Below are 19259 nucleotides of genomic sequence, written 5' to 3'. Positions count from 1 at the left end.
TGCCCACCGACCGGTGGGCAATTTTTTGGGGATAAGGTTTGCATACGAGTGTTTGAGGACCTGCATTTGAATGCCAATCACGGAAGTCTCTCGGCAAAACGTGCCTGCCAGTACAATAGTCCTATGTTCCCCAACACTTCATCTATAAACAATCACTTCACGGGCTGAGTCACCAGTAACGGGTCGGGTGTGACCCGGCTTGACTTTGAGTGTTCCGGGCGATTACAGAGCAAAATCCCCACAATAGCCAGCAAGCCGCCAACGCCCATCAACACACTGAGACGTTCGCCGAGCAGGAGTGCGCCCAGCGAGACCGCTGCAATTGGATTGAGTGCGATAAAAGCACCGGCCCGGGTTGCCCCGATCTTCTCAATGCCACTGTAGTACCAGATATAAGCAAGCGCTGACCCGAGAATGCCCAGATAACTGAGACCGAACAGGTCCTGAACATGGATCTGTGCCAGAGTCTCCGTTGTTAGCTGACCACTGAACAAGGTGGTGAATGTCAGCATGACTGCGCCTGCTAACACCGAATAAGTAACCGTATGCAATGCCCCGATGGTTTGCACCGTGCGTCTGCCGAAGACACTATAGGCAACCCAACTGAGTACACAGCCGACAATCATCAGATCGCCGCTCCCTGAGGTTTGTGCCTGACTGACTAGCTGGGGAGATTTACTGAGGATTACCATCACGGCACCACCAATGCAAAGGGCAATACCGCACAGGCGTGTCAGTGAAAAACGCTCTTTATAGAACACAAAAGAAGCGATGGCGATCATCGCCGGATTGGCAGCCACGATCAGCGAGGCGCGGGAGGCACCAATTTGTTGTAATCCAGCAAAGAAAAACAGGTTGTAGGTGTAGATGCCACAGAAACCGAGTCCGAACAGGACACAGAGTTGCTGTTTCGTGATGCGGATAAAGCCTCTTCCGGTCACGATTAACACCAGTACCAGAGTGACACCGGCCAGCAAGAAACGTAGTGTTGCCGAGACCAGCGGAGGAATTTCCGGATTGATGGCTCGCCCGGCAACGAATGTTCCGCCCCAGATGATCGAAACCACCGCGAGTTTGAGGTAGATGCCGGGATGATGAAGCCGGCCCTCATCGGATCGCACGGGATGTTTTTTCGGATGGCTCATATTTTATTAACTCGCTATGTTGAGGGCGTGTTGTGCGTGCTGTTCCGCATACGCTTTGGTGAGATGAAGTATGTCGCGCTGTGCACGACTGCCACCGATGAGATGCCAGGATTGCTGGCACTGTTCTAACTCCGACAGACAGGTTTGATACTGCCCGAGAGTGAACTGATGAATCGCTTTTAAAATAGCAACGCCGGTCCGGTGTGTTTGTGGATCAATCCCGAAACCGTCACATTCAGCAATGAGCTTTTCAATCAGAAAAGGTTGATTGGTGGCAGAGAATGACAGTGCTGCATGAAGCTTATGGAGATAAGATACTGAGTTTTCAATCACTCCTGTCCAGAGTGTTGCCAGTTTCAGCCACTGCTGCTGCCACTGTTTCTGAGCCCCCTGATCGGTATGTTTCAGATGTAGTCGCCACAGAAACCCGACCGCATCGAGGTCTTGTTTGGCAAACGGGGTTTGTTTCATGTGGCACAAGGTGTGGAAGGTTTCTAAAGCCGCTTCCGGCATCTGGTTTTGTTCGTAGGCAATCACGAGGTGCCAGCAGATGTGAATTTTCATCCCCGGATTATTCATCCATGACGAGGTTCGGTGATTTAGGAATTCAATAATTTGTGCCCATTGTTCCGTTTCGTGCAGTACATGGACAAGCGCATGGATCCCGTAGACATTATCCGGACAGGTTTCGATAGAATCCCAGCCGGCGGCTAATGCTTGTTCGTATTGCTGGCATTCACACAGAACGAAAGACTTGATAGCGAGATAGAAAGGGTAGAGATCATGTGTCCGGGGCAAAGCCGCTTCACATTGTGCCAGCACATCAACCAGACGTGTGGTTCGGCCGGTGCAGAACTCAAACATGTGTAAGATATACAGCGCAATCACATCTGTCGGAAATCTTTTCAAGTGAACTCTCATCAGGGTATAGGCTTGTTCATACTGAAACCGCGTCCAGGCTTCGCAAGCTTGATAGATGAGTTTGAATTCCGGTCTTTGGATTTCGCGCCAGTTCATTTGAGCAAGATGTAAATTAAAACGATAAAACTCTCGGATTTCACAACTAATGGTGCCGTCAAATCCGGCCAAGAGTTGATGAAACGTCTGCTGCGTTTGATTTTTTGGCCGACAATGTGCAGGGATTTCCTGAAAAGATAAAAAATAGCCGTTGATTTCCGGCCATAGAGATGAAACGCCATCCGTCGGGCGTTGTGACTGATAAATCATACCGCACTCCTTTGCCATGATTGTTTTATGAGCCGTTGTTGTTTTATGGGGAAGTCCATAGAAAAGATTTGATTCATATGGTCTTATATACTTATCGATATGATCACTCATAAGGAAATGAGCATTTACTCATGGGGTCGTTATGACATTAACGCAGTTGGAAATTTTTTCGGTTCTATCGGATAGCCTGCATTTCACGATTGCAGCTCAACGGCTCGGAATTTCTCAATCAGGGGTTTCACACGCGATCAAGGCATTAGAAGATGAGCTCGGGGTGAAACTGTTCCTCCGTCATCAGAGCCGTGTCGAACTGACCGATATCGGAGCGCGGCTGCTGGCACGTTCACGTACGTTACTCGGTGTGGCCGAAACCATGCGTCAGGAAGCAACCGATGCTCAGGGGATGAAGCAGGGTATGCTGCGTATCGGTTCGTTTGGTCCAACCTCGTCAGTCCGTTTGCTGCCTCATATTATTCATCAATATCAACAAAAATTTCCGGGGATCGAAATCTATGTCGATGAAGGACCGGATATTCAGGTGACTCAGTGGTTGAGAGAGCGTCGGGTGGATGTCGGCTTTGTGGTGTTGCCGGAAAATGATCTCGATGTCTTCCCGCTGCTTGATGATCAGATGGTTGCTTTACTGCCTGCGGCACATCCCTTGAGCCGGCTTGAGTCCGTGACGTTATCATCCCTGTGTTACGATCCGTTTATTCTGACCGGTGCAGGATCCGGTGAATGGGTGATTCGTCTGTTTCATGCCGAGAAATTGCAGCCGCAAATTCGCTATCGCACATCCCAACTGCTCAGCATTCTGTCGCTCGTTGAAAGCGGCGATGCAATTTCTGTCGTCGCGGAATCATCGTTACCGGATTGCGATTCGCAGCGTTATGTTTGTCGGCCATTATCACCGCCAATCAAGCGGCGGATTGGTCTGGCGGTATTAGACAGCTATCAGGCCAGCCCGGCGGTGAAAGCATTTATTACCCTTGCACAACAGTTGCATTCGGTGAATTCGTGATTATAGGTTCTTCCGGTTTAACTTGACTGACGTGATTATGCAATGAATAATTGCGCAACAATACTCATAAAAACATTTAAAAACAAAAATTTATTCAGTCAACGGAAGGAATCACAAGTGAAAATATTTTCAACAGCGGGTTTGTTAATGCTAGGTTGCTCGGCGTATGCAGAAGGGTTAACCACATCTCATGATGGGAAGACGTTAACCGTAAACTTTGGTGAGCCAACATATAAACAGGTGCTTCATTACCGGAAAATGTACAGCGAAAAGCCGTTTCCCGATGCAGAGGTTTATTACTATAACAACGGGACATATAAAATCATTTCTCAAGGCGAAAACCATTACGGTGTTTACGTCATGCAAGGGGATTTCAGTGATGAAACCTATACGGTGAGATTTATATCCTTGCCCTCTCCGGACTGGGGGAATAAAACCGCATATCATCAGCTGACTTTCATCCGGGGTGATAATGCGCAAAGCATATTTATCCAGAATGCAATTGTCGATACCGGAGAGGCGATCGCACAGCAAAATGGTACTTACACTTTGGAAAAAAATACCGTATCCAATCCCATCAGCACCGATTGGAAAAACAAATAAATCCGGGCTCCTGAGTTGCTGACTTAACGTCGGCAATCATCGGGAGTCTCTGATTGTTCGGTAGATTGAGGCAGCCCAGTAGGTAACAATAAAAACCATTCTACCTCACCCTATTTATATCCCATTCCTCCCAATACTGGACGCATAACTCGTGGACGACTTCCTCCTTTCTTAAATACAATAAAACCTCTCAAAGAAGGTGAATTATACCAGGTGGTACATTGAGATGAGTAAAAAGTCATATGTCACGATTTCTATCGTATTTGTATTGATCCTGTCGATTTTTATTTATGCCTTGATGATGCAGTTTGCTGAAGAGCGCCAATACAATCAGAATAGTCTCGACTATCTGATTTTAACGCCTGAAGAGATTATAGGTATAAAAGAACTCTGCCAGACCGAGCCTCAGTTTAGATATAGTTCAGCGGATGGGCCTAAACCGATGATGACGCAGCTAGAGTGTCACCTAGATACAAAAACATTACTCCCATACTTATCCCAGAAACAATATGTTGGAGATAGCCATCACAGGACATATAGAAAAGGGACATCTGAAATTGTACTGAGTGATGTCCGGGATGGTGCAGTACAATCCTTAATGTTTCTTGAATACACGCAGTAATGTTGACCGCTATGGTTTATTGAGTGTTTTTCGCGTCAGTGACGCTTACATCTTTGCAAGCGTCACCAGAAAATCTTTTTGTTTGACAGAATCACACGCTTTACAGAACCGGCTTTTAAGCGCATCCATACCCTGAAAAGCCTAATCATTCTTCCGGAATAATTTTCTTTGTTTGGGGGATTGATTTGAATTCAGTGCAACAGACACTCAGTATAACCCAGCCGCGTGAGACAAATCTGTTCCACTAACGCTTTTAGACGTAACACTTCACTTTCGAGGTAGGTCAGCTCTTCTGCGGTGATTTCATAATGTTCTGAATAGCGGGCTTCGATATACGCCCGTTGCAGGCGGCGGAAACTACGGCGGTGGAATTTGTTATCAAGTGGGAAAATTGTTGCAAATTCAGCATCGATTTGGGCGCACAGCTTTGCGAGCTTTTCGATATTGTGGGACTTGGGCAGGTAGTTGGTACAGGTGAGCAGGGCACAGGCCAAAAAGCGTTCAGCAGATTGATGAAGCATAAAAGCGGACTTTTTAAGCCATTGCCGTTTGAGATCATCTTTATAGGAAACGAAAAATTGCTCTGCGCTTTCAAACCACTGTGCGTAATGTTTGCGGGCAATTTCCTGTTTTTCGGCCTCGGTCAAATCGCCCGGCTCCGCCAGCGGTTTTGGTGTTGCAGCAAATAGCTCTATCCCTTCTTCACGAATACTCTTAAAAAAGTAATGCCCTTGTTGCAGGCGTTCATTCACTTCCTGCAAGTCATGGACAATCAGCCCCAGAGGTGCAGAAGTCACTTTGCGCTCAATCTGCTCTTTAGCTCGCTGCCAGACCACATCTTCTTCAACCAGTGCTGCTTTGTTAACGATTACCAGAATATCGTAATCGCTGATATACCCATTGACCGGATCGTTAACCCAGTCACCTCTGGCATGACTGCCAAACAGGATGACTTTCAGGATACGAAACTCGCTTTTACTCCCCGTTTTGCCCTGAAGGTAGTCTTCCAGCGTGTCACGCAGAATCGTTGAAATGGCGGTCAGTTCTTGCTGTTTCGATTCAGGCAGGTGGTCGAGGAATGTTTTCATAATCACGACATGAGTTAGTGGTGGATGAATAGCAGTAGCATAAAAGAAGGTGTCAACAAAGAACACCATCAACCTTCACTTTACGTCGGTTACTGAGAAAAATGCGATTCAATTCAAAGCTATAGCGTTTGTATGTCGCTCATTCGCAAGGCTTATTGCTTACTCAAAAGGTTATTGCTTACTCAATAGAAACTTACGCAAATCTCTCTCTGCGCGCATGACTAACAGAATAAAGACTTTGTCGCTGTCTTGTTTATAGAAAATCCGACACGGATTAACGACAATTTCACGATAACTGAGATGTTCTAGCTCGGGCGGAACGCGACCCGATTCAGGGAGGTTTTCCAGATGTTCAACTTTAGAGAAGAGCATGTGAACCAATTGCTGTGCAGCGACAACATTTTCAAGTGCGATGTATTCAGCGATGTCATTAAGATCAGATAGTGCTGACTCCGTCCAGATTATTTCAGCCATTTTGACATTTTGTCCCTGGCTTCATCGTGACTCATCATTTTACCATCAGCTAATGCGCGCTCACCTCGTGCAATCCCCTCCAGAATCGCCAAACGATTTTGCATAAACTCGTAATCATCAACATCAACCAGATATGCCGATGGCTTACCGTGTTCAGTAATCAACACGGGTTCTTTCGTGTCGTGGAGATCGGCAAGGATCTTCGTTGCTTGACGTTTGAGTGATGTAACTAGTTCTACTTTCATGAGAGCCGCTCCACAGGAATACTAAAAGTGATACTATTCTATCACTTTTAGTATAGCAAGCTTCATGAAGGCTAACGCTGACCCTCAGCAGTTTCCTGTCTGAGGGCTTTGTAAATCATTTGCCAGATGGCGCTTAAGCCGAAACCTTAAACCTTTCTTGATTGCTGTTTGTAACGGTCAAAAATAACCGCAGCTAACAGAATCGAGCCCCGAACCACATATTGTGCGAACGGTGACATGTTGAGCAGGTTCATCGCATTCTCAACTGTACCCAGAATCAGGACCCCGGCAATCACATAAGATACTTTACCCACCCCGCCTTTCAGCGACACTCCACCCAGAACACAGGCTGAGATGACCACCAGTTCGAAACCGACGGAAGTCATCGGCTGACCACTGGTCATCCGGGCCGCGAGAATCACACCCGCAAGCGCAGAAATAAACCCGGACACGGTGAAGATAATCAGTTTGGTTTTGACCACATTGACCCCGGCCAGACGGGCTGCTTCTTCGTTACCGCCGATCGCGAGTGTATTGCGACCGTAAACTGTCCGGTTGAGCAGAAATGCGAAAATGATAAACGTGATAATCGTCAGCCAGATTGGTGTCGGAATCCCCAGAACAGAAGAGTTACCCAGTGCGAAAAAGCTTTCTTCGGTAATCCCGACCGCTTTCCCGTCCGAGATGATGTAACCCAGTCCGCGTGCGATCTGCATGGTTGCCAGTGTCGTGATCAGGGCATTGACTTGTAGTTTGGCGATGACAAAGCCATTGATCAGGCCAAAGAAGACCCCGGACAATAATCCGGCAATGATGCCGAGGGTCACACTGCTGGTGGCATTAATTGCAACCGCGGTGACGACCCCGGCGCAGGCAATGACCGACGCAACTGAAAGGTCAAGGTCGCCACAGGCGAGGCAGAATAACATCGCACAAGCGACCATGCCGCTCATGGAGATCGCCAGCCCCAATCCTTTCATATTGATGAAGGTGGCAAAATAGGGCACAAAAAAAGCGCAGAGCAGAAACAGCCCTGCAAATACAATGAGCATCCCGAACTTATCCCAGATGTGGGAGAAATCGATGCTCGGTTTCTTCGTCTCATTGGTATTCGGTTTGGTGGTTGTAATGGCCATGACTGATTTCCTCTATGCTGCGACGGGGTTGGTTGCACCCAACATCGCCAGACGTAATGCGGTTTGTTCGTCAAATTGATCGCGTTGCAGTTCTCCGGAGATTGCCCCGTCTTTCATGACCAGTAATCGGTCGGAAATCCCCAACACTTCTGGCAGGTCACTGGAGACCACGAGTACGGCGACACCGTTTTCTGCCAATTTGAAGATCAATTCATAAATTTCAGATTTTGCACCGACATCGATCCCTCGGGTCGGTTCGTCGAGCAGGATGACTTTCATATCCGTCGAGAGCCAGCGGGCAAGAATCACTTTTTGCTGGTTCCCGCCGGAAAGCTCACCGATCAGTTGGTCGAGAGAGGCCGCTTTCACGTTCAGTGCATCGCACTGTAACTGGGCATTTTTCTCTTCCCAGCGAAAGTCGATACGTCCGCCTGACTTGAGAAAATCAGGCCGGGCGCTGATATTGGTGTTTTCGCGAACGGAAAGAATCGGCACGATGCCGTCTGCTTTACGGTCTTCGGGGCAGAGGGTCACACCGGCGCGAATCGCTTCACCGGGGGAGTGAATCCGCACGGTTTCACCTTGAATGGTAATCGTACCGGCGGTTGCTTTATCTGCACCGAAAATCAGCCGGGTCAGTTCAGTCCGGCCGGCACCGACAAGGCCGAACAGCCCAAGGATTTCTCCGCGCTGAATGTCCAGAGAAACGGGTTGGGTGAGCCCCGGTCCCATGAGTTCGTCAATTTTCAGTCCGCTGCCCCGATATTCGCGACCACGGTAGTGATAGATATCATTGATTTCCCGTCCGACCATCAGCTCAACGAGACGGTCATTGGTGAGATCAGCTAATGTATCGAAGGTCTGGACGTGCGTCCCGTCTTTGAAAATGGTAATGGCATCACACAGCTCGAAGATTTCTTCCATCCGGTGTGATACATAAAGAATGATTTTGCCGTCATTACGCAGTTCACGAATCACTTTAAATAAATTCTGGATTTCCCGCTGTGACAAACTACTGGTCGGTTCGTCGAAGGCAATGATTTGTGCATTCCGACTCAGTGCTTTGGCAATTTCAACCATCTGCCACTGACCAATTGAGAATTCTTTCAGTGGACGGGATGGGTCAAAATCTTCCCCGAGTCGCAGTAACTGTTCCCGGGCGTTGCGGTGTAGAGTGTCCCGATCAACCGACCCGTTTTTGGTCGGCAACTGGCCCAGATAAATATTTTCCGCCACGCTGAGTTCCGGAACGAGGTTCAGCTCTTGATAGATAATCGCGATCCCGTGATTGAGTGCATCGACGGTCGAGGAAAATACAGCGGACTGACCATCAATGATCAATTGTCCTTCTGTGGGTTGATAGAGTCCGCTGAGAATTTTCAGCAAGGTCGATTTCCCGGCACCATTTTCGCCCATCAACGCATGAATACTGCTGCTCTGGACTCGAAAATTTATATTCGAGAGCGCTTTGACGCCCGGAAAGTGCTTTGAAATCTGACTAAACTCTAAAGAAGAGGGCAATGCTGCCATAGTGGCCTCCTGTGGGTTCAGAAGGTGGCACAACATTGTGCCACCTGCCGCAAATTACAGTCCTTTTTTCTTCAACTCGGCTTTGTAGTTCTCGCGGGTAATCAGAACAACATCGGTGACTTCAACGAATTTCTTCGGTTCGACACCATCTTTGACCCATTTATACAGCGATTCGATACTCTTAAAGCCATGAACGTCCGGACTTGGCAGTAAAGAACCGTAGAAGCCGGTCGGTTTGGATTTCGCCAGTTCGTTAACTGCATCGACACCGTTAATCCCGATACCAATGACATTCTGCGCATCAAAGCCTTGACCTTCGGTTGCGCGAATACCACCTAAAACAGTGTTGTCGTTCATACCGACCACCAGCCAGTGTTTGACATTAGGGTATTGCACTAACAGTGAGTTGGCGGCATCGAGTGCACCGGGGATATCGTTGGTTTTGGTGGGGACACGATAAATCTGATTGGCAGGGAAGCCCGCTTCTTTCAGTGCCGCAATCGAGCCGTCTACCCGGCGACGGGCTGTATCCAGTTCATCGGCGGTAATGGCCATGACCGCGCTGTTGGCCGGGTTCCAGCCACGCTTTTGCATTTCTTTATACAGCTCTTGGCCCTGACGCTGACCGATTTGACTGGCAGCCATCATTACCAAGGGCACATTCGTCATTGGTTTGCCTTTGGCATTGAGGAACTGATCGTCAACTGTGATCACTTTGAGATCATAACTTTTGGCTTTGGCCATAATCGCTGGCCCGAGTTTCGGATCCGGGGTACAGATGACAAAACCTTTGGCACCGCTCGCGGCAAGGGTATCAATCGCGTTGAGGGTTTTCTCACCATCGGGAACCGCCATTTTAATCACTTCAAAGCCATACTCTTTACCGGCTTTTTCAGCAAAATTCCATTCAGTCTGGAACCAAGGCTCTTCAGGTTGTTTCACCAGATAACCGAGTTTGAGCGTGTCATCATCGTTACCAAAGAAAGCATGAGCAGAGGCACTGAGGAGTGCGGTCCCTGCTAAAGCGGCGACAGCGAGTGTTTTTCTTATCGTCTTCATTTTGCTATTCCATCCACTGGTTATTGTAGGGGGGTGTTTCGGGCACATTATTTGTACAAGCCGCGCAGGATTGAAGTGATGAAAATCACAGCAATGAAAGGTAGCGTTTTTGTCCATGTATATAGCGTGAGACAACATGACTCAGCTCTCAAAATGATACTATTCTCGATTTAAATAGCCTTTTATTCGTGCATATATGATTTTAAATGGCTCATATGGCGATAAATCTTCAAGATGCATATTTTTTAAGCGAAACCTCAAAAAAACAGTCGTGGCGTTTTTATCCATATTTTTAGCTACGGTGTTCATGTTCCCTTCTTCGTTCCACCGCTATAACTGACAACATTGAATATCAACTGTGAGCTTGCGATACCGTCTCAGTGGCAACGATTTATCGGTGGTGATGAAGAACGGTTCGTGATGATGACTTGTCAATGCGGATTGTTTATCGCCAGAGATAAACGTTGCATGGGGCGGGTGACTTGAAGATGGGGATAGTTATGGAGAATAGGCAGCAGAGTGAGCCCTGTGTGATTGGTTTGGATTTCGGTTCAGATTCAGTCCGGGCTTTATTGGTCAATGCTCGTTCCGGTGCTGAGTTGGCATCCGGGGTAGCAGAGTATCCCAGATGGAAAGAGGGCAAATACTGCCAACCGGCACGATCGCAGTTTCGCCATCATCCAAAGGACTATTTGGAGTCAATGACACAAGCCATACAAGATGCTGTGGCTCAGGTGAGTGCGGATATCGCGCACTCGGTCGTTGGGATCGGGGTGGATTCAACCGGTTCAACTCCCGCGCCAATTGATGCCGACGGGCAGGTATTGGCACTGCGACCGGAGTTTGCCGATAACCCGAACGCCATGTTTATTCTCTGGAAAGATCATACCTCGGTCTCTATGGCTGAACGGATTAACCAACTGGCACACAGCAATGACTTTCCTGATTACACCCGTTATGTCGGCGGAATTTATTCATCAGAATGGTTCTGGGCGAAAGCCGCTTGGGTGAGTGAACAAGATGCCGAGGTGGCACAACATGCCTACAGCTGGGTCGAATTGTGTGACTGGGTTCCCGCCATACTGAGTGGTCATCAGCATCCTGAACAGTTACGCCGGGGCGTTTGTGCCGCGGGGCACAAGGTGATGTGGCATGAGTCATGGGGCGGACTTCCCTCAGAAGCATTTCTGACTGCCGTTTCACCGACTTTGGCCGGATTACGGGAGCGGATGTATCACGATGTTTATACCGCGGATCAGGTCGCAGGCTATCTGACCGATGAGTGGGCCGCCCAGCTAGGGTTACCTGCCGGGATTGCCATAGCGGTCGGTGAGTTTGATTGTCACATGGGAGCTGTCGGTGCCGGGGCCGGGGCTCATGACTTAGTCAAAGTCATTGGTACATCGACCTGTGACATTTTGATGGTTGATCCCCAACAGGTTGCGGACAAAGCGATCGCCGGGATCTGCGGTCAGGTGCTGGGCAGTGCTTTGCCGAATATGACGGCGCTGGAAGCGGGGCAATCTGCATTCGGCGATATCTACGCCTGGTATAAACGGCTGTTGGTCTGGCCGGTTGAGCAGTATCTGCGTGACCATCCGGAGGTCAGTTTTGATCTGGCTGAGTTTGAGAATGCTCTGATCCCGCAATTAACTCAGGCAGCGGCTGCTTTGGAAGAAGGCGGTAATCAGGCGCTGGCGGTGGACTGGCATAATGGTCGCCGGACACCCAATGCCAATCAGCGGCTGAAAGGTGCAATTGCCGAGTTGAATCTTGGCTCGACCGCGGTTGATTTATTTGCCGGACTGGTAGAAGCAACCGCACATGGTGCGAAAGCGATTGTCGACTGCTTTGTCAGTCAGGGTGTGGATGTCAATCGACTGATTGCCATTGGCGGGATTTCGCAAAAATCACCTTATGTCATGCAGACCTGTGCCAATGTGATTGGCCGGGAAATTGTCGTGGCTGAATCTGAGCAGTGCTGTGCGCTGGGGGCCGCCATTTTTGCCGCCGTGGCTGCCGGTGTCTATGCGACGACCCAAGATGCTCAGACACAAATGGCAAGCCCGATCAGCCGGACTTATGTCCCGACAGCGACCCAGTCAAATCTGCGCGAATCGCGCTACACCATGTACCGCCATTTAGGACAGTCTCTTGAGCAGCTATCTCAGGATCGTTTAGATGATTCGTTATCAAAGGAGGATGCATGAATATTGATGTTTCTTTCACCCCGGATTTTGTGGTCAATGCGGCGTGGAAAGCGCGGATGGATGTGCTGCGGGAGCAGGTCTGGAAAGCCAACATGGATTTGCAAAAGCATAATCTCGTGACTTTCACATGGGGTAATGTTTCCGGGGTTGACCGGGAATCCGGCTTGGTGGTGATTAAGCCGAGCGGGGTCGCTTATGAAGATCTGTCACCGGCAAATATGGTGGTGGTCAATCTGGCCGGTCAGCGTGTAGAAGGCGATCTGAATCCCTCTTCAGATACCGAAACCCATCTGGAACTCTATCGGACTTACCCTGAAATCGGGGGGGTGGTGCATACCCACTCGATGAATGCGACGTCTTGGGCTCAGGCCGGTAAGCCGATTCCTCCTTTAGGCACCACCCATGCAGATTATTTCTATGGTCATGTGCCGTGTACCCGTTCGCTCTCCGATGCTGAAATTCAACAGGACTACGAACTGAATACCGGCCGGGTGATCGTGGAAACCATCGGGCAACAAGAGCCGCTTGCCGTCCCGGGCATCATCGTTAAAGAGCATGGCCCGTTTAGTTGGGGGACAACGCCCGATCAGGCGGTACACAATGCTGTTGTACTCGAAACCGTGGCTGCAATGGCATTGAAAACACTGCAAATCAATGCTGGGGTGGATGCCATTAATCAAACATTGCTGGATAAGCATTACCTGCGTAAACACGGTAAGAATGCTTATTACGGACAGCAGGAACATCACGAAAAATAAGGATACACGATGAAAATTTTCGATAAGAAACAGATCTGGTTTGTCACGGGTTCCCAGCATTTATATGGACCAAAGGTCTTGCAGCGTGTTGCTGCCGATAGTCATGAGATGGTTGCCGGACTGAATGCCGCAGCTGATATTTCGGTCACTGTGGCTGAACAGGAAGTTGTCAAAACACCGGATGAAATTCTTGAAGTGTGTCGCCGGGCAAACAATGATCCGGACTGTGTGGGACTGGTATTGTGGATGCACACGTTTTCTCCGGCCAAAATGTGGATTGCCGGTCTGAGTCAGCTCAACAAACCGTTCTTGCACCTACACACGCAGTTTAATGCGGCACTACCGTGGCAAGATATCGATATGGACTTTATGAACCTCAACCAGAGTGCACATGGTTGTCGGGAGTTTGGGTTTATCGGTACACGATTGAACCTCAACCGGAAAGTTGTGACCGGACACTGGCAGGATGTTGCGGTGCATCGTCAGATTGATGATTGGTGCCGGGCGGCTGTCGGGATTGCAGAAGCGCAGCAACTGAAAGTGGCACGCTTTGGTGACAACATGCGTCAGGTTGCGGTAACCGAAGGTAATAAAGTCTCTGCACAGATCAAGTTTGGCTATGAAGTGCATGCCTATGGTTTGGGTGAGCTGAGCGAGCGCGTCAATGCAGTTGCTGACAATGATGTAGCCACGCTGATTGATGAATATGCTTCAACTTATGAGATGGCGCCGGGTTTACTCAATGACCGTGATTCGCTGGCCATCCTCAAACAGGAAGCCCGCCTTGAATTGGGGATGGAGCAATTTCTGACTGAAAAAGGCGCACGTGCGTTCGCCAATACATTTGAGAATCTGACTGGCCTGACTAACCTTCCCGGACTGGCAACACAACGCTTAATGGAAAAAGGTTATGGTTATGGCGGTGAAGGGGACTGGAAAACCGCAGCGATGGTCCGCATGATGAAAGTCATGGGCCAAGGCAAGCCGGGCGGTACCTCTTTTATGGAAGATTACACTTATAATTTTAGTGAGCGGAGTCAGGTTCTCGGCGCACACATGCTTGAAGTCTGTCCGTCGATTGCCGCCGCTCGGCCAAAAATTGAGATTCACCGTCATACCATCGGTTGTGACTGTCAGATTGCCCGGATGATTTTTACCGGAAAGTCTGGCCCGGCGTTGAATGTCTCTGTGATTGATTTAGGTGATCGCTTCCGGATGCTGGTGAATACTGTTGATGCCGTGACACCACCACAGGGGTTACCGAATCTACCGGTTGCTCATGCGCTGTGGGAACCGCATCCAAGCCTTGAAGTTGCTGCAACAGCTTGGATTTATGGCGGTGGTGCTCACCATACGGTCTACAGTCAGGCGGTGACGGTTGATATGCTCTCTGATTATGCTGAAATTGCTGGCATTGAGATGGCGCTGATCGATTCACACACCGATTTGCGTCAGTATAAGCAAGATTTGAAACATAACAGCCTGTACTATCGGCTGAATGGCCAGATATAAAACCGATTGGTGCCTGCTATGGCAGGCACCTCATAAGGAGCCAATGTGAAGATAGACCCGGATGAATTTCAGGTGTCTGATCGGGCACAGTTGTTTCATGATCACTGGCAATTGGAAATCGCGTCACATACACCGGTTGTATTTCAGTTGTTCTCCCAGAGTAAATTGTTTTTTAGTGGTCGGTTAGAGCTCATCAACAACGATGAGGTCGTCAGTACCGACGATTTTCATTGGCGATTTCGCATCAAAGATAACCGGATTGAGCAGTGGTGTAATGTTCAGCTCGAAGAAACCCTTTCCCTTGGTATCACCTATTCTTTTCAGCCGGATGCATTGGTGATCGAATACATGGCCCGCAACCGCGTGCCGACCCGCTTGGATATGCGACATAATATTCAGGCGATTCAGACTGAACACGGCCCGGAGCCGCGCTCGGTTGCCGATGTGAAGGACAGGCTGAAACAACTACAACACCAAAATAACGAGCGGCCAAGCGATTATCTGGTTGCGTCCGGGAATCAACATTTCAGAGAGGCATTTTCTGCCACACAGTGGATTTTTCTGTCATAGCCTACTGTTCTGCGTCATCGTCTTGGGAGCGTAGAGCGGCTTTTAGAACCAATCGGTGTAACAAGTTTTATACGAAACTGTGAAGTATTAAATCGTATGAAATCGAAGAGTTAGCGTACACTCAGGCGTTAAAGGAAAGTAGTATAGGATGTAGGATGCAAGACAATCCGCTCAAACCCGGGTATAACTTCGATGCACATTTGGTGGCAGGGCTGACTCCGATTATTGAAGGAGATGAACTGGATTTTACCATTGATCGCCCCAATGGCATGAAAGGATATATTATCAACCTGACCAGCAAAGGTGAGGGCACGCTTTTTTCCGGTGATCAGGCAATCAGTGTCGGTCCCGGTGATTTACTGCTGTTTCCCCCGACGGCAGCGCACTATTACCATCGTAAACCAGACAGTGTGTGTTGGTTTCATCGCTGGGTCTATTTTCGTCCCAGAGCCTTTTGGCACGATTGGCTGAACTGGCAAGATGAGCAACACGGGGTGTATATCACCCGCGGGCTGGATCGAACCACAATTCACCATCTGGAGCGTTTATTCATCGATATTGAGTATACCGCCAAATCCGATGAACCTTACCGAAGTGATTTATCGATCAATCTGTTGGAACAACTGCTGATTCGCTGTAAGAGTTTGCAACCGGATGTGGTCAGCAAGCCGCTCGATCCACGCGTGATTGAAGCGATGAATTATATGACGCAGAACCTCAATCAGGATTTCACCATGGAAATGGTAGCCTCTCACATCTGTCTGTCTCCTTCGCGGTTGGGGCATCTGTTCCGTGAAGAGATGTCGATGACGATTACACAATGGCGGGATGATCAGCGCATCAGCCGGGCCAAACAACTGCTGGTGACCACCAACTATTCAGTCAATCAAATTGGTCGAATTGTCGGTTATACCGATCCCCTCTATTTTTCCCGGGTATTTAAACGGAAGTCAGGCGTCAGTCCCAAACGCTATCGGGAGCAAATCACCTAATCAACGGCTTTGCCTCAAGCGTCAGAGGCAAGCCCATGAAACAAGCATTTCGTTTGTTTATGGTGCGGTTGACTGGTGGGTCTTGTCTCGTTTGAACGTGACCTGCTGAATCGTCAGTCCGGCAATAATACAGACCAGCCCAACAATCGTCGTCGGATGAATCTGTTCCTGAATGATCACCGATAACAACAGCAGTGAAATAAACGGAGAGATAAAAATCAGATTACTGATTCTGGCGGTATGACGGGTACGTTTGAGTGCACTTAGCCAGAGAAAGAAGGTAATGCCCATTTCAAACAATCCGACATAAACGGCGCTGAGCCAGCCTTGGACGGTGATATGCGTCCAGTCGGCATGCTCGTAGAATGACAGGATCAGCGTGCAAGGAAAGGCAACCAAGAATCCCAGTAACAGACTCACCACCGGATCCGCCGTATTCCGGGTATTGAGAATCCAATAGCCAGCCCACAGAATTGTCGATAATAAGGCCAGTCCAACCCCCACCGGACTCTCGAAATCCAGTGCCAGCAGGTTGCCCCGGGTGGCAATCACTAAGACCCCCAGATAACACAACCCCGCAGCCAGATAGTCTTGCTTACGGATTTTTTGCTTCAGAAAAATGGCCGCCATCAGGGTTAATGTCATGGCCCAGCTATAATTGATCGACTGGGCCTGAGAGGCGGGAAGCAGGTGATAGGCCTGAAACAGAATCAGATAATAACAGAGTGGGTTAATCAATCCTGAAACGATGAAATAAACTGGATTGGCGGTGAATGTTGGCCAAATTAACCTGAGCTGGCGCTGATAGGTACAAATCATCAACAACGAAACAATCGAAGAGAAACAGGCGACGGTCAGCATTTGAATCGGGGTCAGCTGTGCCAGTGTGAGCTTAAATGCTGTCGCGACAGTGGACCACAATAACACTGCGCTAAGACCGAAGAGCAAGGCTTGTTTTTCATTGTTCATGTTGTTATTCATTGCGGGTAAGCCGATTTTTCCACCATTGATTCGATGGCCTGAGCATAACATAAGCTTTCATCAGGCATGTTATTTGTGTCATATAAACAATCAATCCAAGTGTTACAAAATAATGAGTTTGTGGGATGTTGGTCGCATGGCCACTTGACTTCATTCGGATTCCCGTTGATCTGACGGTAAGGTTTGTCGGCGGAGATTTGCGCTTTCGTAATCACTGATAAGCAAAGCAGAAAGGACAAGCGGATGACGGGTGAGACATGCAGTGGCGAAATTTGGGGGATCTGTCCGTCATGTGGCCCGATGGCGCTGCGTTTCCAGTTGAGAAACGTACACTTACTGGGGCAAACCGGGATGGTGATGGGCATTGCGGTCACAACATGCAAACAGTGCCGTCAGGTGGTTCATATCCCGGATGAATCACTGGAAGCGGTCAAAACCGCCTATGCTCAGCTCACACCCCCTGACATCAGTGGTTAGTTTGGGGGGGGCCGTGCCGCAAATCTACTGGACATTTATCCAGTCCGGCAATACCATTTTTAGTTCTATATGCTGAGAAACAGAATTGATTCCCATGATGCAATGGATTATTGAAAACCAATCCCTACTGTTGTTGTCCGCACTCTGTATTGTGGGCTCTGCCGGCATGACGGGCTGGTGGATGAAGCAAAAAATGCAACTGAAATTCAGTCAGCTGCAGCAGCAACTGGCGAGTCAACAGCAACTCCACGAACAAGTGTTGACTCAGGTCACGACGCAATTACGCCAAACACAAGCGGAGCTGCATGAATCAGAAGATGCCCATGATCTGGCGATGGCTGAGCTGAAACAGCTGCATGGACAGTATATGGCAGCGACTGAAAAACTAGGACAAATGACCACCTTGCGGCAAGAGCGGACTCAGTTGAATGATGAGCTGGTTCGGTTGCGGGAGCAGCATGCGCAATTGCAAGGAGAGCTTCGTGAACAGGAAGCGCGACATCAGGCTCAAATGGTTGCCAGCCAAGAAAAGTTACAGCTGTTGGAACGTGCCGAAGACCGTTTGAAACAACAGTTTGAGCAGTTGGCAAATCAGTTGTTTGAAGCCAAAACAGCAAAAGTTGATCAGCAGAATAAACAGAGTCTGGAAGGATTATTGAATCCGCTGAAATTACAACTGGAAGGATTTAAAAAACAGGTGAATGACAGTTTCAGTCAGGAAGCAAAGGAACGTCATACACTGGTGCACGAGTTGAAGAATCTGCAACGTCTCAATGAGCAGATGGCAAAAGAAGCATTGAATCTCACTCAGGCGCTCAAAGGGGATAATAAACAGCAGGGCAACTGGGGAGAAGTTGTGTTAGCCCGGGTTCTGGCGGAATCAGGGTTACGTGAAGGGCATGAGTATCAGACGCAGGTCAGTTTGCAAAATGAGGACGGGAAGCGCTATCAACCGGATGTCATTGTCAATCTGCCGAGTGAGAAGCAGGTGGTGATCGACTCAAAAATGGCGTTGGTGGCCTATGAACGTTATTTCCATGCCGAGAGTGACGTGGCGCGCGATAAAGCCCTCGGTGAGCACTTACTTGCCATTCGCTCCCATTTAAAAGGCCTGAGCAAGAAAGATTACCAGCAGTTGCAGGGGATTCAGACATTAGATTACGTGTTGATGTTTATTCCGGTTGAACCTGCATTCCAGTTGGCAATACAGGCCGATCCCGCGCTGGTTAAAGATGCAATGGAACAAAACATCATCATTGTCAGTCCAACCACATTACTGGTTGCGTTACGCACCATTGATAATTTATGGCGCAATGAATATCAAAATCAGAATGCCCGGCTCATTGCGGAGAAAGCGGGCAAACTCTACGATAAACTACGTTTGTTTGTTGACGATATGGATACTTTAGGCGGTGCGATAGAGAAGGCCGGTCAGAGTTATCAGAGTGCAATGAACAAGCTGTCGACCGGGCGTGGTAACGCAATTCGACAGGCGGAGAGTTTTAAGCAATTAGGCGTTGAAGTGAAACGGTCAATTGCTGCCCGGTGGGTGGATGAATCTCAGCGGGAGGTCTCTGATACCTCGTCTGAAGAAACGTCACCGGAATCA

At 48.8% G+C, this 19259-nt stretch carries 18 protein-coding genes and 1 pseudogene; 10 read left to right on the top strand and 9 right to left on the bottom strand.

Annotated elements, in window-relative coordinates; genetic code table 11:
• Window positions 1-152: 152 nt before the first annotated feature.
• Window positions 153-1145, bottom strand: a complete 993-nt coding sequence (locus tag OCV37_RS14855; protein ID WP_084717535.1) for a DMT family transporter — start codon at window positions 1143-1145, stop codon at window positions 153-155.
• Between the two features lie 6 nt (window positions 1146-1151).
• Window positions 1152-2372 (bottom strand): hypothetical protein, encoded by a 1221-nt coding sequence (locus OCV37_RS14850; RefSeq protein ID WP_038185381.1) that lies wholly within the window; start codon window positions 2370-2372, stop codon window positions 1152-1154.
• Window positions 2373-2514: 142 nt separating this feature from the next.
• Between OCV37_RS14850 and OCV37_RS14845 the strand changes: the two genes are divergently transcribed.
• From OCV37_RS14845 to OCV37_RS14835, 3 genes are all read left to right on the top strand, one after another.
• Window positions 2515-3393, top strand: a complete 879-nt coding sequence (locus OCV37_RS14845) for a LysR family transcriptional regulator (RefSeq protein WP_038185384.1) — start codon at window positions 2515-2517, stop codon at window positions 3391-3393.
• Between the two features lie 117 nt (window positions 3394-3510).
• Window positions 3511-3996, top strand: coding sequence for a hypothetical protein (locus OCV37_RS14840; protein WP_211252103.1), 486 nt, complete (start codon window positions 3511-3513; stop codon window positions 3994-3996).
• A 226-nt stretch (window positions 3997-4222) separates the two neighbouring features.
• Entirely contained in the window at window positions 4223-4618 is a 396-nt protein-coding gene (locus tag OCV37_RS14835) for a hypothetical protein (protein ID WP_038185387.1), read from the top strand.
• 191 nt (window positions 4619-4809) lie between these two features.
• Here the strand turns inward: OCV37_RS14835 and OCV37_RS14830 are convergent, their stop codons facing one another.
• From OCV37_RS14830 to OCV37_RS14805, 6 genes are all read right to left on the bottom strand, one after another.
• The gene (locus OCV37_RS14830) at window positions 4810-5706 is read right to left on the bottom strand and encodes a HEPN domain-containing protein (RefSeq protein ID WP_038185575.1); all 897 of its coding nucleotides are present in this window, start codon (window positions 5704-5706) and stop codon (window positions 4810-4812) included.
• Window positions 5707-5877: 171 nt separating this feature from the next.
• Entirely contained in the window at window positions 5878-6180 is a 303-nt protein-coding gene (locus OCV37_RS14825) for a type II toxin-antitoxin system RelE/ParE family toxin (protein ID WP_038185390.1), read from the bottom strand.
• Entirely contained in the window at window positions 6168-6425 is a 258-nt protein-coding gene (locus OCV37_RS14820; RefSeq protein WP_038185391.1) for a type II toxin-antitoxin system Phd/YefM family antitoxin, read from the bottom strand. Before OCV37_RS14820 ends, OCV37_RS14825 begins: the two co-directional genes overlap by 13 nt.
• A gap of 146 nt (window positions 6426-6571) precedes the next feature.
• Window positions 6572-7561 (bottom strand): L-arabinose ABC transporter permease AraH, encoded by a 990-nt coding sequence (gene araH, locus OCV37_RS14815; RefSeq protein WP_038185393.1) that lies wholly within the window; start codon window positions 7559-7561, stop codon window positions 6572-6574.
• Between the two features lie 12 nt (window positions 7562-7573).
• Window positions 7574-9091, bottom strand: coding sequence for an L-arabinose ABC transporter ATP-binding protein AraG (araG, locus tag OCV37_RS14810; RefSeq protein ID WP_038185397.1), 1518 nt, complete (start codon window positions 9089-9091; stop codon window positions 7574-7576).
• Window positions 9092-9145: 54 nt separating this feature from the next.
• Window positions 9146-10150 (bottom strand): arabinose ABC transporter substrate-binding protein, encoded by a 1005-nt coding sequence (locus OCV37_RS14805; protein WP_038185398.1) that lies wholly within the window; start codon window positions 10148-10150, stop codon window positions 9146-9148.
• 500 nt (window positions 10151-10650) lie between these two features.
• Between OCV37_RS14805 and OCV37_RS14800 the strand changes: the two genes are divergently transcribed.
• From OCV37_RS14800 to araC, 5 genes are all read left to right on the top strand, one after another.
• Window positions 10651-12360: a ribulokinase gene (locus OCV37_RS14800; protein WP_038185400.1), complete on the top strand. Its 1710-nt coding sequence runs from the start codon at window positions 10651-10653 to the stop codon at window positions 12358-12360.
• A gap of 56 nt (window positions 12361-12416) precedes the next feature.
• The gene (locus tag OCV37_RS14795) at window positions 12417-13118 is read left to right on the top strand and encodes an L-ribulose-5-phosphate 4-epimerase (protein ID WP_157635092.1); all 702 of its coding nucleotides are present in this window, start codon (window positions 12417-12419) and stop codon (window positions 13116-13118) included.
• Window positions 13119-13127: 9 nt separating this feature from the next.
• Window positions 13128-14630 (top strand): L-arabinose isomerase, encoded by a 1503-nt coding sequence (gene araA / locus OCV37_RS14790; RefSeq protein WP_038185401.1) that lies wholly within the window; start codon window positions 13128-13130, stop codon window positions 14628-14630.
• 45 nt (window positions 14631-14675) lie between these two features.
• Window positions 14676-15200 carry a hypothetical protein gene (locus OCV37_RS14785; protein WP_084717536.1) on the top strand — a complete coding sequence of 175 codons (525 nt, stop codon included), beginning with the start codon at window positions 14676-14678 and terminating at the stop codon, window positions 15198-15200.
• Between the two features lie 155 nt (window positions 15201-15355).
• The gene (gene araC, locus OCV37_RS14780; protein ID WP_038185407.1) at window positions 15356-16192 is read left to right on the top strand and encodes an arabinose operon transcriptional regulator AraC; all 837 of its coding nucleotides are present in this window, start codon (window positions 15356-15358) and stop codon (window positions 16190-16192) included.
• Between the two features lie 57 nt (window positions 16193-16249).
• Here araC and OCV37_RS14775 read toward each other — a convergent pair whose 3' ends face one another.
• Window positions 16250-17161, bottom strand: coding sequence for a DMT family transporter (locus tag OCV37_RS14775; RefSeq protein ID WP_038185581.1), 912 nt, complete (start codon window positions 17159-17161; stop codon window positions 16250-16252).
• Window positions 17162-17416: 255 nt separating this feature from the next.
• On the opposite strand from OCV37_RS14775, the gene OCV37_RS14770 reads away from it, so the two are divergent.
• Entirely contained in the window at window positions 17417-17650 is a 234-nt protein-coding gene (locus tag OCV37_RS14770) for a hypothetical protein (protein WP_038185410.1), read from the top strand.
• 97 nt (window positions 17651-17747) lie between these two features.
• A pseudogene (gene rmuC / locus OCV37_RS14765) lies at window positions 17748-19217 on the top strand (DNA recombination protein RmuC); the annotation flags it as partial.
• Window positions 19218-19259: the final 42 nt, after the last annotated feature.

Source organism: Vibrio rhizosphaerae, assembly GCF_024347095.1.
GTDB lineage: Bacteria > Pseudomonadota > Gammaproteobacteria > Enterobacterales > Vibrionaceae > Vibrio > Vibrio rhizosphaerae.
This window is presented reverse-complemented; position numbering and strand designations above follow the sequence as displayed.

Bases quoted from the DNA above. Each gene is read 5' to 3' on its own strand.
- OCV37_RS14800 (WP_038185400.1), top strand. From the start codon at position 10,651: ATGGAGAATAGGCAGCAGAGTGAGCCCTGTGTGATTGGTTTGGATTTC.
- OCV37_RS14825 (WP_038185390.1), bottom strand. From the start codon at position 6,180: ATGGCTGAAATAATCTGGACGGAGTCAGCACTATCTGATCTTAATGAC.
- OCV37_RS14770 (WP_038185410.1), top strand. From the start codon at position 17,417: ATGACGGGTGAGACATGCAGTGGCGAAATTTGGGGGATCTGTCCGTCA.
- OCV37_RS14775 (WP_038185581.1), bottom strand. From the start codon at position 17,161: ATGAACAATGAAAAACAAGCCTTGCTCTTCGGTCTTAGCGCAGTGTTA.
- araG (WP_038185397.1), bottom strand. From the start codon at position 9,091: ATGGCAGCATTGCCCTCTTCTTTAGAGTTTAGTCAGATTTCAAAGCAC.
- OCV37_RS14830 (WP_038185575.1), bottom strand. From the start codon at position 5,706: ATGAAAACATTCCTCGACCACCTGCCTGAATCGAAACAGCAAGAACTG.
- araA (WP_038185401.1), top strand. From the start codon at position 13,128: ATGAAAATTTTCGATAAGAAACAGATCTGGTTTGTCACGGGTTCCCAG.
- OCV37_RS14795 (WP_157635092.1), top strand. From the start codon at position 12,417: ATGGATGTGCTGCGGGAGCAGGTCTGGAAAGCCAACATGGATTTGCAA.
- OCV37_RS14805 (WP_038185398.1), bottom strand. From the start codon at position 10,150: ATGAAGACGATAAGAAAAACACTCGCTGTCGCCGCTTTAGCAGGGACC.
- OCV37_RS14845 (WP_038185384.1), top strand. From the start codon at position 2,515: ATGACATTAACGCAGTTGGAAATTTTTTCGGTTCTATCGGATAGCCTG.
- araC (WP_038185407.1), top strand. From the start codon at position 15,356: ATGCAAGACAATCCGCTCAAACCCGGGTATAACTTCGATGCACATTTG.
- OCV37_RS14835 (WP_038185387.1), top strand. From the start codon at position 4,223: ATGAGTAAAAAGTCATATGTCACGATTTCTATCGTATTTGTATTGATC.
- OCV37_RS14850 (WP_038185381.1), bottom strand. From the start codon at position 2,372: ATGATTTATCAGTCACAACGCCCGACGGATGGCGTTTCATCTCTATGG.
- OCV37_RS14820 (WP_038185391.1), bottom strand. From the start codon at position 6,425: ATGAAAGTAGAACTAGTTACATCACTCAAACGTCAAGCAACGAAGATC.
- araH (WP_038185393.1), bottom strand. From the start codon at position 7,561: ATGGCCATTACAACCACCAAACCGAATACCAATGAGACGAAGAAACCG.
- OCV37_RS14855 (WP_084717535.1), bottom strand. From the start codon at position 1,145: ATGAGCCATCCGAAAAAACATCCCGTGCGATCCGATGAGGGCCGGCTT.